13 protein-coding genes are annotated in these 14,580 nt (G+C 65.0%); 7 read left to right on the top strand and 6 right to left on the bottom strand.

Translation table 11 applies throughout. From position 1 onward, the window contains the following. Nucleotides 1-83: 83 nt before the first annotated feature. A complete protein-coding gene (locus tag SJY20_RS15315) occupies nt 84-1,634 on the bottom strand; it encodes an SDR family oxidoreductase (RefSeq protein WP_380787775.1) in 1,551 nt (516 codons plus the stop codon). Nucleotides 1,635-1,812: 178 nt separating this feature from the next. On the opposite strand from SJY20_RS15315, the gene SJY20_RS15310 reads away from it, so the two are divergent. Next, entirely contained in the window at nt 1,813-2,571 is a 759-nt protein-coding gene (locus SJY20_RS15310; RefSeq protein WP_380787774.1) for an SDR family NAD(P)-dependent oxidoreductase, read from the top strand. Further along, the gene (gene pcaF, locus SJY20_RS15305) at nt 2,568-3,773 is read left to right on the top strand and encodes a 3-oxoadipyl-CoA thiolase (protein WP_380787773.1); all 1,206 of its coding nucleotides are present in this window, start codon (nt 2,568-2,570) and stop codon (nt 3,771-3,773) included. The genes SJY20_RS15310 and pcaF overlap by 4 nt, the downstream gene beginning before the upstream one ends. 60 nt (nt 3,774-3,833) lie before the next feature. Here pcaF and SJY20_RS15300 read toward each other — a convergent pair whose 3' ends face one another. Next, complete coding sequence (locus tag SJY20_RS15300) at nt 3,834-5,270, bottom strand: NAD-dependent succinate-semialdehyde dehydrogenase (protein ID WP_380787772.1); 1,437 nt, start codon at nt 5,268-5,270, stop codon at nt 3,834-3,836. A gap of 347 nt (nt 5,271-5,617) precedes the next feature. Continuing rightward, the gene (locus SJY20_RS15295) at nt 5,618-8,545 is read right to left on the bottom strand and encodes a TonB-dependent receptor (protein ID WP_380787771.1); all 2,928 of its coding nucleotides are present in this window, start codon (nt 8,543-8,545) and stop codon (nt 5,618-5,620) included. 215 nt (nt 8,546-8,760) lie between these two features. Between SJY20_RS15295 and SJY20_RS15290 the strand changes: the two genes are divergently transcribed. Then, a complete protein-coding gene (locus SJY20_RS15290; protein WP_380788739.1) occupies nt 8,761-9,234 on the top strand; it encodes a DDE-type integrase/transposase/recombinase in 474 nt (157 codons plus the stop codon). Here SJY20_RS15290 and SJY20_RS15285 read toward each other — a convergent pair. Then, nucleotides 9,126-9,827: a hypothetical protein gene (locus SJY20_RS15285; protein WP_380787770.1), complete on the bottom strand. Its 702-nt coding sequence runs from the start codon at nt 9,825-9,827 to the stop codon at nt 9,126-9,128. The genes SJY20_RS15290 and SJY20_RS15285 overlap by 109 nt on opposite strands. Before the next feature lie 220 nt (nt 9,828-10,047). Beyond that, entirely contained in the window at nt 10,048-10,491 is a 444-nt protein-coding gene (locus tag SJY20_RS15280; protein ID WP_380787769.1) for a hypothetical protein, read from the bottom strand. Between the two features lie 314 nt (nt 10,492-10,805). Here SJY20_RS15280 and SJY20_RS15275 point away from each other — a divergent pair, with 314 nt between their 5' ends. Further along, nucleotides 10,806-11,228 (top strand): lysozyme inhibitor LprI family protein, encoded by a 423-nt coding sequence (locus SJY20_RS15275; protein ID WP_380787768.1) that lies wholly within the window; start codon nt 10,806-10,808, stop codon nt 11,226-11,228. Nucleotides 11,229-11,237: 9 nt separating this feature from the next. Then, nucleotides 11,238-11,723 carry a hypothetical protein gene (locus SJY20_RS15270; RefSeq protein ID WP_380787767.1) on the top strand — a complete coding sequence of 162 codons (486 nt, stop codon included), beginning with the start codon at nt 11,238-11,240 and terminating at the stop codon, nt 11,721-11,723. 30 nt (nt 11,724-11,753) lie between these two features. On the opposite strand, the gene SJY20_RS15265 is transcribed toward SJY20_RS15270, so the two are convergent. Beyond that, nucleotides 11,754-12,203 (bottom strand): hypothetical protein, encoded by a 450-nt coding sequence (locus tag SJY20_RS15265; RefSeq protein WP_380787766.1) that lies wholly within the window; start codon nt 12,201-12,203, stop codon nt 11,754-11,756. A gap of 256 nt (nt 12,204-12,459) precedes the next feature. Between SJY20_RS15265 and SJY20_RS15260 the strand changes: the two genes are divergently transcribed. Together SJY20_RS15260 and SJY20_RS15255 are read left to right on the top strand one after the other, a co-directional pair. Continuing rightward, nucleotides 12,460-13,146 carry a hypothetical protein gene (locus SJY20_RS15260; protein ID WP_380787765.1) on the top strand — a complete coding sequence of 229 codons (687 nt, stop codon included), beginning with the start codon at nt 12,460-12,462 and terminating at the stop codon, nt 13,144-13,146. Beyond that, nucleotides 13,143-14,552: a hypothetical protein gene (locus SJY20_RS15255; protein ID WP_380787764.1), complete on the top strand. Its 1,410-nt coding sequence runs from the start codon at nt 13,143-13,145 to the stop codon at nt 14,550-14,552. The genes SJY20_RS15260 and SJY20_RS15255 overlap by 4 nt, the downstream gene beginning before the upstream one ends. Nucleotides 14,553-14,580 lie beyond the last annotated feature (28 nt).

The raw sequence follows: 14,580 nt of genomic DNA, 5'->3' as shown, positions 1-14,580 counted from the left end.
ACGGAGCGGCCCGTGCCGCGCCCGTCGGGACATTCTCGCCGACCTGGGGCGCCGGTCTTGCGATCGGCGCCTTTTTTCGCGGATCAGTCGGCGGCCGGGCCGACATCGCCATAAGCATTGTAGCCGCCGTCGACGGCATAGGTCATGCCGGTGACATAGGATGCGGCGTCGGAGGCGAGGAACGCGACGCTCTCGGCGATCTCCGCCGGGTCGCCTAGCCGGCCCATCGGTATACGGCGGCGAACCGCCTCGAGATCGCGGTGGCCATCGCTCTGCAACGCCAGCAGGCCGGGTGTCGCGATATAGCCCGGCGCGACCGCGTTGACGCGGATCCCGTGCACCGCCCATTCGCACGCGAGACTCCTGGTCAGCATCGTGGCGGCCGCCTTGGCTGCGCAATAGGCGTTGCGACGGGGCATGCCGGCGGTCGCGACGATCGAGGACAGGTTGACGATGGCACCGCCCATGCCGTGAGCCACCATCGTCCGTGCGACCGCGCGTGCGACGATCATCGTGCCGGTCAGGTCGACGTCGAATACCCGGCGGAAATCGGCGAGGCTCTGATCGACGGTGGCCGCGAATGTGTCGGCGATGCCGGCATTGTTGGCGAGAACCGCGATCGGTCCGATCGTTGCCGCGATGGCCTGCACCGCCGCCTCCACCGCGGCCTCGTCGGTCACGTCGAGGACGATGCCGATGCGGTCAGCCGGGAGGGCCGCGACCGCGTTTGCATCGATGTCAGCGACTACGACGGTCCGGCCAAGTGCGACGAAACGGTCGGCGATCGCCGCACCGATGCCTAATGCGCCGCCGGTCACCAGCACCACGCCGTCACCGATGCGCCCCGAAACCGGTGCGCTCGACGCTGCCGCGCGTCCGCCATAGGCCGCTACACCGCCATCGGCCAGAAATGCGGCGCCGGTCACGTACCGGGCGCCGGCGACATGGCGGATCACGGCGGCGATCTCGGCCGGTTCGGCCATACGGCCCAGCGGCACCGCGGCACCGGCGACGCTCGGGTCGAACTTGCCCGCGCGTTCGAGCGAGGCGAGGATTTCGGTACGGACATAGCCGGGTAACACGGCGTTGACCCGCACGCCGCGCCCCGCCCATTCGCAGGCCAGCGCGCGCGTCAGCCCGAGGATCGCGGCCTTCGTCATGCTGTACGGCGTCCGCCCCGGCAGCGCGGACAGTGCCGCGCCAGACGACAGGTTGACGATCGATCCCGAGCCCCATTGCAGCATCAGGCGTCCGGCCTCGCGCGCTACGACATAGGTGCCGTCGACGTTGACGGCGATCAGCCGTCGGACCTCGCCGATCGGCTTGTCGAGGACCTTGCTGGCGGTCGGATCGACGATGCCGGCATTGTTGACCACCACGTCCACGCGTCCGAACCGCGCCGCTATCGCTGCCATCGCCGCCACAACGGCGGCTTCGTTCGATACGTCCATCGCCAGGCCGACGTGACGATCGCCCAGCTCAGCGGCGCGCGCCTCGACCGCCGAGACGTCGAGGTCGGTCAGCACGACGGTGTCGCCCGTTGCGGCAAAGACGCGTGCAGTCGCTAGGCCGATCCCGGCCGCGGCGCCGGTTACGACCACGATGCGTGGCGACGATGGGGAACGATCGGACACGCGGCTCTCCTGCTTATGCTCTGGCGACAGACAACCGCGCTCTGCTTCATCGGGCAAAAATACAGGACGTGGCATCGCGGTTATCGCGCATGAGATACGCGCCGCCCGGGCGCCCGCAGGCGTGACCCGCCGCGCGCGTCGCTGATAGCTCCGCCGCAATCAAATCGGGAGGCGGATGATGGCAGGCGAACTGGCGGGTCGGGTGGCGATCGTGACGGGAGCATCGCGCGGGCTGGGCCGGGCGATCGCCGAGCTGTTCGTCTCGCAGGGCGCGAGCGTCGCTGTACTCGACCTCAAACAACCTTGGGCCGGCGCGGTCGCCGACGAGATCAACGCGGGCGGCGGACAGGCGATCGGTATCGGCTGCGACGTGTCGGACCGCGAGGCGGTGCACGCCGCCGTCGCCGAGACGCTGTCGGCGTTCGGCCGGCTCGACGTGTTGGTCAACAACGCGATGTGGAACAAGTACGAGCCGATCGCTGACGTGACGCAGGAGACGTTCGACCGGATGACGCGGATCGGACTGGGCGGGATCGTCTGGGGCATCCAGGCGGCGGCACCGGCGATGCGCGAGCATGGCGGGTCGATCGTCAATATCGGGTCGATGGCGGGACGGCTCGGCAGCCCCAATGCGCTGATCTATGCCGGGGTGAAGGCGGGTGTCGACGGGCTGACGCGCGCGGCCTCGATCGAACTCGGCAAGCACCGTATCCGCGTCAACGCCATCGCGCCATCGACCATCGCGACCGAGGGCGTGCTCGCGATGCTGAGCCCCGAGGCGATGGCCAGTCGCCTGGCGCGCTCGCCCGTCGGCCGGCTGGGCGAGACGCGCGATATCGCGGAAACGGCCTTGTGGCTCGCGTCGGACCGGTCGAGTTTCATCAACGGCCAGTCGGTTGCGGTCGATGGCGGCCTCGGCCATGCGTTCATGCCATGACCCATGCCTTTCTCTGCGACGCGATTCGCACTCCCATCGGACGCCTCAACGGATCGCTGGCGACCGTCCGTGCGGACGACCTTGCGGCTATCCCGATCCGGGCGCTGATGGAACGCAACCCCGGTGTCGACTGGGATGCGGTGGACGACACTATCCTCGGTTGCGCCAACCAGGCGGGCGAGGACAATCGCAACGTCGCGCGGATGGCGGTGCTGCTGGCCGGCCTGCCCGAAGGCGTGTCGGGATCGACGATCAACCGTTTGTGCGGGTCGGGGCTCGACGCGATCGGCTCGGCGGCGCGCGCTATCCGCAGCGGTGATGCGCAATTCATGATCGCCGGTGGCGTCGAGAGCATGACGCGCGCACCCTATGTGATGGGCAAGGCCAATGCGCCCTTCGATCGCGCGCAGAAGCTGGAGGACACGACGCTCGGCTGGCGATTTGTGAACCCGGCGATGAAGGCGGCATATGGCGTCGATACCATGCCGCAGACTGGCGAGACCGTCGCCGACCAGTGGAAGGTTTGTCGCGAGGACCAGGACCGGTTCGCTCTCGCGAGCCAGGACAAGGCCGCCGTCGCGCAGGCGAGCGGACGGTTGGCGGCGGAGATCGTGCAGGTCACCATCCCGCAGAGGAAAGGTGACCCCATCATATTCGCCGCGGACGAACATCCGCGCGCGACCAGTCTGGACGCACTCGCAAAGCTCAAACCGGTCGTCCGCGCCGATGGCACCGTGACCGCGGGCAACGCCTCGGGGCTTAACGACGGCGCTGCGGCGGCGCTGATCGCGTCGGAGGCTGCGGCCGCGCGCCACGGCCTGACGCCACGTGCGCGGATCGTGGCGATGGCTGCGGCGGGTGTCGCGCCGCGGATCATGGGCGTCGGCCCGGTCGAGGCAGCGCGCAAGCTGATGTCGCTCGGCGGCATTACGCTCGACCAACTCGACGTGATCGAACTGAACGAAGCCTTCGCAAGCCAGGCGATCGCGACCTTGCGCGATCTTGATATCGATCCGTTCGACGATCCGCGCGTCAACCGCAACGGCGGAGCGATCGCCCTGGGCCATCCGCTCGGCATGTCGGGCGCCCGTATCACGATAAGTGCGGTCGAAGAGCTCGATCGCACCGGTGGTCGCTACGCGATTGCGTTCATGTGCATTGGCGTTGGTCAGGGGATCGGCTTGCTTCTCGAGCGGGTTTAATTCTGCCGCCGATCCGTCGGAGACTAGGTGGGAGCGATCAACTCGGCCGCGGCGCGAAGCTCAACTGATGTGGACGGCCTTGGTGACGAGGTGTGCCGCAATGCCCTCGGGGCCATCCTCCGACCCGTGGCCGCTTTCCTTCACCCCGCCGAACGGGCTGTCGGGGTAGCTGAGACGGACGTTGTTGATCGCGATCATTCCCGCCTCTATCGCGTCGCCCAGCATGTTCTGCCGGCGCCCGTTCTCGGTAAAGCAATAGGCGGCCAGGCCGAACGGCAGGCGGTTCGCCTCAGCGACCGCGTCCTCGTCGGTGCCGAAGCGGGAGAGCAGCGCGATCGGGCCGAACGGTTCCTCGTTCATCGCGCGCGCGGCGAGCGGCACGTCTGACAGCACGGTCGGTTGGAAGAAGAACCCGCCCGCCGTACCGCGATCGCCGCCGGCCAGCAGGGTCGCGCCCTGCGCGGTCGCGTCGCTGACGAACTCCGCGATCGCCTCGGGACGGCGCGCGTTGGCCATCGGCCCCATCTGGCTGATGGCGTCCATGCCGTCGCCGACATGCAGCCGGCGCGTCCGCTCGGCGAAGCCCGCGGCGAAGCGGTCGTATATGCCGTCCTGTACGTGGAAGCGGGTCGGCGCGACGCAGACCTGTCCCGCGTTGCGGAACTTGTGCGCGACCAGCGTGTCGAGAGTCTTCTCCAGATCGCAGTCGTCGAAGACCAGCACCGGACCGTGGCCGCCCAGTTCCATCGTCGTGCGCATCATCGTGTCGGCGGCCAGCTTCATCAGCGCCTTGCCGACCGGCACCGATCCGGTGAAGCTCAACTTACGGGTGATCGGCGAGGCGAGCAGCTGGCGCGACACCATGTCGGGTACGCCGAACACGCATTGCGCGACATCGCCGGGCAGCCCCGCATCCTGGAAACAGCGCAGCACCTCGACCGCGCTGCCTGCGGTTTCTTCCGACGGCTTGATGATGATCGAGCAGCCCGCCGCCAATGCGGGCGCGAGCTTGCGCACCACGTTCATGATCGGGAAGTTCCACGCGCAGAAGGCCGCGACCGGGCCGACCGGCTGGTGGAGCACGAGACTGCGCGAACCCATGGGCCGCGGCAGGACGCGGCCATAGACCCGCTGCCCCTCGGCGGCATGGAAGTCGAGCAACGCCGCGGCGAAGGCGACCTCGCCCTTGGCTTCGGCCTGGATCTTGCCCTGTTCGAGCGTGGCGATGCGCGCGAGATGGTCGGCGCGCTCGCGCAGCAATTGCGCCGTCCGCGTGAGCACCGCCGCGCGCTTTTCGGGCGGCGTCGCGCGCCACGCGACGAAGCCGCGCTGGCTCGCCTCGAGCGCGCGGTCGAGGTCCGCCGCGGTCGCCAGCGGCAACGCTGCCTGGCCCAGGCCAGTCGCCGGGTTGAGCACGTCGCGCGTGTCGCGCCCTTCCGCTCCCAGCCATTCGCCGGCGATGTAGAGTCCCAAGGTCGTGTCGTAGGTCGCGGTCATCGCTCGTCTCCGTCTGTCGCGGGCCAATAATGGCGTACTTTTACTCGTTGCAGAAGCTGAACCAACGTCCGGTTTCGGATTGCGCTCACGCCGCCGAGAACCGCTGCCTCTGGGCAAACTTGCACTCGACGGGCGACGCCCCTCATCAAGCAGTGAGAAGCGCTATGAAGCAGTTTGCCTGCAGATGGGAAGGTAAACGGGGCAGGCTTTCGCGCTTCCAACCGCCAGTGCAGTTGCTTCGACAGAATCTGCGTCGGCAGTCCAAGCTGCCGAAAATAGCTATTCGATGCGCAGGCACCTGCCCCTGACGACTGCAGTCGTCAGGGGCAGGTGCCGAACGATCGTTCTCAGAAGCGTACTTGCGCGCCGACGAAGAACTGCGCGCCAGTGTGTGCATAGACGAAAGTGCTGTCGCGGTCGGAGTCGATGAACTGCCGAGAGAAGCGATCAAAGATGTTAAGGCCTTCGAACGTGATCTTTAGACCGTCAGTTAATTGGTAGGAGGCAGACAGGTCGAATACGAGGCTCTTGTCCACACCTTCCAGGTCCTGCAGCGGGTTGTTGGCAGGCAAGGCGATGATATACGGCCCGCGGTAGGCGCCGGAGATGCGGGTCGATAGCTTCTTGTCTTCGTAGTAGAGCGTGGCGTTGAACGCGTTTTTGGACAGGCCGAGCAGGTCGCGCTCGGTAGTGTTCGCGTTGCTTGCCGCAAGGTAGTATGTAATCTTGGAATCGACATAGGTGTAGTTGAACAACGCGCCGGTATTGGCAAACGGACCGGGCAGGAAGGTGAATGCCTGCTGGAAGTTGAACTCGACACCCTTCAGCGGACCTCCCGGCGTATTGCGGGCCTGGTTGACGGTGAACAGCGTGACGTTCGGATCGAGCCCGCTGTTCGCGATGAGCGACAAGGGAAGGCCGGTCTGGTTGAACGTCTGTTGCGATGCCTGGTTTTGGATATAGGACTTGATGTCTTTGTAGAAGACAGCAACCGACAGCAGCGAGTTCTTCGCCAAATACCACTCCAGAGACGCGTCATAGGTATCGGCACGGATCGGCTTGAGCAGCGGGTTGCCGCCGTTCACGCTCGGCGTTCCGCTGATCGTTACCGCCGCACCGGGGTTGAGGAACGTCAATTCCGGACGTGTGATGACCTTGGCATAGGCCGCGCGTACCAGCAGGTTGTTCGTCAGGTCGCCAACAAGGTTGATGGAGGGCAGCCAGTCATCATAGTCGTTCCTTGCGGTGACATATTGCGCGGCGCTGCTGGCAAAACCAGTCGAGGTCAGCTTTGTCTTGGCATAGCGCAGGCCCGCATTCCCGCGGATCGGCACCCCTAGGGTCTCCAGGTTGAAGTCCGCCTGCCCATAAGCGGAGAACACGTCCTCCTTAACAAAACGCGTGGCGCTGTTGTTTTGGATCAGTGCAAATATGCCAGAATAATTGTCGAGGCCGTATTGCTTTGCAAACTGCTCGTAGTTGATAGCGGTCCAGTTAGCCGGAAATACGCCTTCGTTGAAGCCTTTGCCGAAATCGTCCGTCAGGTGGGTAAGACCGGCGAGTTGCTGTGACGTGAGTGTCGGCACCAGGAAGTTATTGGCGCGCTGATAAGCGATGTTGGAGAAATTGAACCGATCGTAATGCGCGCCTACCTTGAGCGTTACTACGTCCGCAGCTTTCCAGCTGAGATTGCCTTCGACCATCTTGTTCTTGTTTTTAACGTAGGACGGCGTGGCGCGGATCTCCGCGCTACCCGGCGCCAATGTGTATTGCGACGGATCCGTCACGTCGAAGCCGTAGGAGATGGTCGGCTGGTTGCGATCCTGCCGGAAGTCGATTGTCTGGCGCGTGTTGTTGCGGCCGAACAAGAAGGTCGTCTGGTCCGTCTGGTCGAAAGTGGTGGAGGCGATGCCGCCGAGCACGCTTGCCTTCAGCGTGTCGGTGATCTTGAAATTGCCATGCAGCGTGTACTGCTTGAAGCGGCTGCGAAAGCGATCGTATTGCGTGTCAGAGCGCACATCCACGCCGTCGAACACGCCGTAGTCAATGTCGTATACCGTTTGGCCAAGGTTCGCGCCCTGCGTGCCGCTGGTTCCGGCATTGCGCAAGATCGCCTCGCGGACCGCCGTCTGCGGCTTGCCGAAGTTGGGGGCGGCAATGGCACGGGCGAAGGAGAAGCCTTCCAGCCAGTTCTCCTCGCGCTTTACCTTGAAATCGGAATACAGCACGTCGCCGCCGATCTCGATGCCCTCGGACGGCTCCCATTGCGCCGAGAGCGTCAAGCCGAGCCGCTGCTGGTTGTGATTGAATTGGCCATAACGCGGCAGTCGCGGCAGGAATACCGTGGAGCGGTTCACCTGGCCGTAGAGCGTGTCGCCCACCGCCGGGCGCGCCACGCCGGTCGCACAGGCAGTAGCTGTGGTGCCCTGCGTCGCATCCAGCGCAGGCGAAACGGGCGTGACGCCCACCGGCGAGCAGAGGCCGCCGTCGGTGGTCGCCGGGTTCCAGCCGCCGGAGCCAAACTGGTCCTCGTAATAGCGGCGCTTGCTGTAGGCGCCCGAGACGAGCACGCCGATGCGGCCGATACCCGTATCCCAAGTGTCCGACACGACGCCGGTGAACTTCGGGTCGACCTTTTTCGCAAGTCCGTTGTAGCCCGCCTGCGCGCTGACAACGAGGGTCGCCTTCTTGTAGTCGAACGGCCGCGCGACGTTGAGATCGACGGTAGCGCCAAGCGATCCTTCGAGCGTTTCGGCGTCCGCCGTTTTGCGCACCACCAGGTTGTTGAACAGCTCGGACGCGAAGACGTTGAAGTCGAACCCGCGGCCGGTGTTGATACCGCGATCCGACGTGGTCGCGCCGGAAATCGCCTGCGCCTCCATGCCGTTCACGCGCACTCTGGTGAAGCTACCCGAGAGACCGCGCACGGTGATCGCGCGTCCCTCCCCGCCGGCGCGGTTGATCGAAACGCCTGGAACGCGTTGGAGCGACTCCGCCAGGTTGTTGTCGGGGAAGTCGGCGATATCTTCCGCCTTGATCACGTCTATCGAGGACAAGGTTCCGCGCTTCGTCTCCAGTGCGCTGTTCAGGCTGGCACGAAAGCCGGTGACGACGATGTCAGGGCCGGTTTCGGACGGAAGCGCCTGCGGATTACCCGCCTGACCGCTGGGATCGCTGGCAGGCGTTTCGGTGTTGGCTGGAACGCTGCCGCCCGGCTGCGGCGTTGGCTGCGTGCTGGCTTGTGCGGCCGCCGGCTGTGACAAGATGACAGCCAAGCCGCCCGCTCCCGCCATCAAATATGCACGACAAAGTGCAGCTCTTGGCATGATCCTCTCCCCCTTTAGCAAGGTATTTTTATACCTCGACCGCGCAATAGTATCCAAATTGGACGCACTATCAACTCAATATTTGCACAAAGACTCTACTATTTGGCACTTAGGTGCTACTCCTGATCGCGGCGGGCATTGTGCGATCAAATGCACGGATCGTTATGGAAGGGCCGGCAGGGGCGGTGAATGCGCCGCCCGCGCAAACTCGCCAGTCCGTCTCGCTACTTCAACTCGTTCCCGGCGGTGATCCGGCTGGTAGTGCTGATGTACCTGCGCTTCCCCCTGTCGCTCAGGAACGTAGAGGACCTGCTGTTCGAGCGCGGATCGACATTTACCATGAGACTGTGCGGACGTGGTGGAACAGGTTCGGTCTGTTGTTCGAAGGCGACGTCCGCCGCCAGCGAGTCAGCCGGATGTGGGGCTTCCACCATTGGCATTGGCACATGGACGAGACGTACGTGAAGTTGAACGGCGAGATGGTCTATCTTTCGCGTACGGTCGACTACGAGAGCGAGATTCTGAAGGGCTACGCCACCAGGAGGCGCGACAAGGACGTGGCGCTCACCGTCATGAAGAAGGCGCTCAGGCGCCACGGCTTACCGGACAACATCACCACCAACGGACTGCGTTCGTAGCTGCGCAGGGCTGTTTCGGCGTCGCTGAGCAAGGCGGGGGCGATTTTCATCGTCTCCTTGGGCGATCCATATTCGTCGTAATAATCAACTTGTGCACGGTTCACCGCGACGCGGCCGAGCATGTAGCGGGCCGTCTCGCGCAGCCACGGATCGCGTGCAGTCCCCAACGCGGTGAACCGGGCGGTCGCGGCGTCGAAATCGGCGCCGTAGAACGCTGCTGCTCCTTCGAGATAGGTGGCGAAGGCCTTGCCGGCCTCGGATTTTATCCCCGCCATTGCGCTTAGCGTGCCGCCCTGCGCGCAGTCGGGCTGAAAGCCGCGCCGGGCAGCGATCAGTGCGACGCGTTCCGGTTCGGGCACCTTGGTATTGGTATCTAGCGCGGCTTCGAAATCGGTGGTGCCGCCCGCGTTGCTTCGGCAGCGCGATCCTTCGCCGTCGGAGAAGAGGCTGTCTTCCTGTTCGGAAGGCGGCGCAAGAGACGCGGTGTCCACGAAGATCGAAGGCTTGGCTGGCCCCCGTGCGCGCGCCGCGCCGGGCAGATCCGCCATCAGCAGGATCAGATTGGTCCGGCTGTCGTTGCGGGGGCCGATCATCGCGGTGTCGTCGCACCCGCTGTACATCGCGAAGCTGAGTTTCCGGCTGGCGCTGCAGACGACATCGCTGCTGGCCTTCGCCGGCATCGACCAGAGCGCGCTCGCGCAAAGCAACACGAACAGCGCTATCCTGATCATTGGGCACGTCTCGCAACGGTGTGTAACAAGAGCGTGTCCGTTCCAGCTGGAGTCTTCAGGCTGCAGGATCGGTCGGTCGCGTTCAGCATGCCACGCCCCAGATACCGCGCATGCTGGTTGCCACGCCGCCCCGATCGATCGTCAGCACGGCGCGTCTGCTGCTGCTGTCCGATGCGAGGTTCGAGGTGGCTTTGCCCGACGACCGGATGCGCAGCCGATAGCCTGAACAGGAGACGGTGCCCCGCCCGGTCTCCAGATCGTCGGTCTCGACCGTCGTCAAGCGGCAGGACTGCAGCCCCTGCCGATCGCGGAGGAGAAGTTCGGTGCCGACGAGTTGCAGATAGTCGTGCCCGCCGACAGTGAACGTCGATGTGCACCCGGTCTCCTGCGTAGACCGTTCGTCCTGATCGCTCAGCGGGAGAAGGGACGCGCGCGCTTGGGCACGGGGTTCTGCGTGAACGCGCACGGGCGTCCATGCAGCCGCGGCAACGACGGCGGTGAACATCATCACGCGGAACAACAGCATCGTGCTTCTCCCCTGATACGCCGAACGCGTACGACCCGAACGTTTTCGCGCAACCGGTGCAGTTGATGAACCCTGTGGTTGCAGCGACGCTGAAAAGCCACTGCATCTTACGGCATTTGCCGCTGGGCAGGCCATTCGTCAGCACAGGGTGCCCCCGCTTGCGACGTACCGAATTGGGCGGTCATCCCGTGGTCGTCGCTGCGCCTTCCGCGCTAATTCACTGCGAGGTACCAGGACCGGCGCGGGCGCATTGCAAAGCCCGCTCCCTTCGGGCAGCGGATCGGCGCTCAAATATCCGAGACTGGAGGCCTAAGATGTTAGCGATCTTTGCTTTGGCGTTAGCCGGCGCAGCAGCGCCCAGTGCCAGCCATTGCCCCGGATCCTCCACGCTGGAAATCGACGCTTGCCTAGCAGGCCGTTTCGAAAAGGCCGATGCCGAGCTGAACCGCTATTATAAAGCTGCGATCACGCGCCTTCGCGAAGAGCGTGAACGGACATCGGAACAGAAGCTCGTTCAGGCCGAGCGGTCATGGGTGGCCTATCGAACATCCGAGTGCGGCGCGGTCTATGAAAACTGGATTGGCGGCAGCATTCGAGGGAGCATGGCACTGAATTGCCAGATTCGGCTTACGCGCATGCGGACATACACCATCTGGCTGCACTGGTTGACCTACATGGACAGCACGCCGCCGCTACTGCCGCGGCCTGACATCGAAAGCGTTCTCTCACCGGCATAGGAGATTTGAATGCAACGATTTCGCACCGCGCTCGCAGGGCGCATGACGGTCGCCATTTTCGTCGGCGCGTTGGCGCTTGGCCCCTTGGAGGCGCAGGAGCTGCCGACCGACCAACAGCTGCAGACTGCGTTCGGTTCGGTCTACAATCACCTGGGCCTGATGGAATATTGCATGGGCAAGGGGTTCGCCACCGCCGTCGATGTCGCCAATACGCGCAAGTCGGTCGTCGCGACGATCGCGGGCATGACCGTGACTCCGGCGGCGCTTGCCCAGCAGGCGGTCGGTCGACGTGGCGATATCGTCGGGCCGCAGGTCATCGGCCGGATGGATTCGAGCAACCCGGCCCGCCCCGAAGAGGTTCGCGAAGGACAGGCGATGTCGCTGGCCGACAATGCCCGCGCGCAGAAATCGTCCGAACGCACGCTCTGCAGGCAGATGGCGGAACAGGCTTCGGCCGTCGTGGAGGCCGCAGCTAGCGCGGGGTCGGATCGATAACGCCCAGGGGTTCGCGCCAACGTCCCTCGATCAGCTGGGGCCGCCGTCCAGATCACCGACGCATTGCAGGTCGGGCTCCGTCTTCGCCATCCGTTGCAAGTCCGCGGTCCGCGCGACGATGCCCGGAAAGATCGCGTCGGGGGTGGCCGTATAGGTCCGGAGAAGTTGCAAGGCCCAGGCATAATGCCGCGCGCCGACCTCGCAGCTGTTGCTGCCGCCATCGCCCTCACCCCATATTTTGCGCCATTCAGCCTGACCGTCGCGCTTCAGGATGGCCTGAAAGGTGCCGACCGGCCCTTCGGCGCGAACATAGGCAATCGCACCCGGGCCCGCCGAAAGAACGCGAAACGCGCGGAAGGTGAAACGCGATTGCGCGCTATCGTCGCCCGCGTGGAGCGTCTTGACGATCGCGGTGCGGTCCGGGCTTCCGGGAGCGGGCGTATGGATGGCGGGCGGCGCGGCCAGCGCCGCTGGCGCCAACGCGAGCAGCGTCGCGACGCCTAATGAACAGTAACGGGTCATATCAACCGACGAATGCGATAGATTTGCCGCTCGCGCTAGCTGGTTGCCACCGTCGATATGGGGGCCTCGCTGTAATAGGTGTGGATCGGTGTTTGGCAGTATTCCACCACTCAGCCTCCTCACGATGATCACCCGGACCGGCTCGATCTGACATCGGACGCTTGACGAACGGTGAAGTGGGAAAGCGGAAAGTGCGAACTTACCGGATGGGTCTTTGCGCTCCCAGAACGTGTTAGCCGCGCGTCTCCTGGCAAATGCTGACGGCACGTCTATTGGGGTGCGTATGATTTTTCTCTTTGCCCTCGCGTTGACCTTGGCGTTTCAGCACGCCGACACCCCCAATATCGATCCTGCGCAGACGTCCGAATTGGACGCCTTAAATTGTCGCCTCGACGTGCCGAGCTACATGCAGTTCGCGATGGCGGTCGATGGCGAGGAGAAGCTCGCGCAGACGCGCCGCTGGAAACGGGTCGCCTCGCGCAATGCGTTCATGAATGAATATGAGCTGCCGCAGGCGATCACCGTCGCCGGCGGGTACAGCACCCGCCGGATCGCCTTCACCAGCAATGCGATCGTCGCTATTCTGGACCTTCCCGATCCGGCGACGCTTGCGCGCTCCGAGCAGGTTGAAAACGCCATGTCCGCCGCACCGATGATCGACGCACTTGTCGACACCGGCAAGATGACCCGCGCGCAGGCGGAGGCCGCGGTCCCGTTCCGCAAGTTCATGGGCGAGCGCATCCTGAAGGACGTCACCGAGCCCGCTGGGCAGGGCGAAAGCTATGGCAGCCATGTCGTCGTCGCGCGAACCATCTCCAACGCGACGACGCATCCCGGCAAGACCTTCTACGGCTGCAGCTACCGGTTCGAGATGCTCGACAAGGACGGGGCGCCGCTTTGAGCGCACGCGTGTGCGTTGCCGCCGCGTTGCTGGCGGTCGTCGCGCCGTCGGCTACTCTCGCACAGGAAACCGGGATGGACAGCTTCATCGGCACGCTGTCGGTCGAGCAGGGTAACGTCATCCTTACCCGGTGCGATCTCGCCAGCTCGCGCTACCTGCTCCGCGACGCGGCCGGCGCGAAGGCGGTGGCGCGCTACCGAAAGGACGGCACGCCAGCCTATGCGGACGTGATAGCCCGCTACAGCGAAGAAGGCAGCCGCAACGTCCTGACGGTGGCCAGCTTTGCCGACCTCGTACCCGGCAAGAGCTGCCATCTGCTGGACGCACTGGACGCGCTGAGCAAACCCGACGCGCCGAAGCTGAAGGATGCACCCGCCAACCGACGGATCGAGGGAAGCACGGCGACGCAGGGGTCACTGGTCGGGCATTATTATCTGATGGGCGTGATGGAAACCGGATCGGAGCTTCTGCTGCGCCCAGACGGGCTGTTCGACTGGTGGTTGAGCTACGGTGCGATGGATCAGGACGCGCAGGGTGCGTGGCACGTCGAGCATGACGAGGTCGTGCTAGTCGCATCCGCACCGAGCGTGCAGAAGCCGTTGTTCTCGTATCTCTCGACCGGTCCGTGGACGGCCGAGGCCGAGGAGGCCAGTCGCGAACGCAAACGCAGCGCGATCGAGGCCACCATCCGCTCCCGCTGCCCCTTCTTTCCGGCGCCGGACGTCATGGCGACGCCCGCGGAGATCAACGTCCCGGATTTGCCTGTTCGTCGGGAGCGCGCCGCCACGGCGTTGCGCGCCGCGATCGCGGCGCGGTCGACTGCCGAAGCCCTTGCGGCGCGCTTGATGGCGGAGCGTGCGGCCCCCGGGACTGAACGACCGGGTGCGGAGCGCGTGCGACAGGCCATGTCCGATTGGCTCAACGCTCGAGAGGCAGCGCTTGAGGCGGCGGACGCCGCCGGCTTGGCGGAGCCCGCTCTTGCCGATCCCACGCTGCCCGCGATGTGCACGATGCCGCCTGACGAGCCGGTCGGGAACACGCCCGCCTTGCCTCCCGGGCTTGGCGTCCAGATCCTCGACCCGGAGTCCGAGACGCCCGCTCGCGGCGTCAAGGTGGCGCTGAAGTTTGCCGACGGCACCGAGCAACAGCTGGTTACCGATAGGAATGGCTTGGCCCTCGTCTCTGGCAACGCGCCCGCAAACGCGGTCGGTGCGACGATCCACGCCAAGACCAACGCGGCGCCCGTGAACGTCAGCTTCGCGCCCGTGCGAAACGGGATCATCCGTGTCGGCATGGACATGCGACAGTTGACGGCGCGACCGTTCGAAACACTGCGCTTGCACATAGTCGGCGGCGCGCTGGTTCTGGCCGACCCGGGCGATGGGCGATACGTGCGGCAGCCATAGTGGGCGGAACTGACGCCCGTGACGCGGA

This window comes from Sphingomonas sp. R86521 (assembly GCF_042466235.1).
In the GTDB taxonomy this organism is placed as follows: Bacteria; Pseudomonadota; Alphaproteobacteria; order Sphingomonadales; family Sphingomonadaceae; genus Sphingomonas.
Note: the sequence above shows the minus strand (reverse complement) of the source record. Positions and strands in the feature narration are given on the sequence as shown.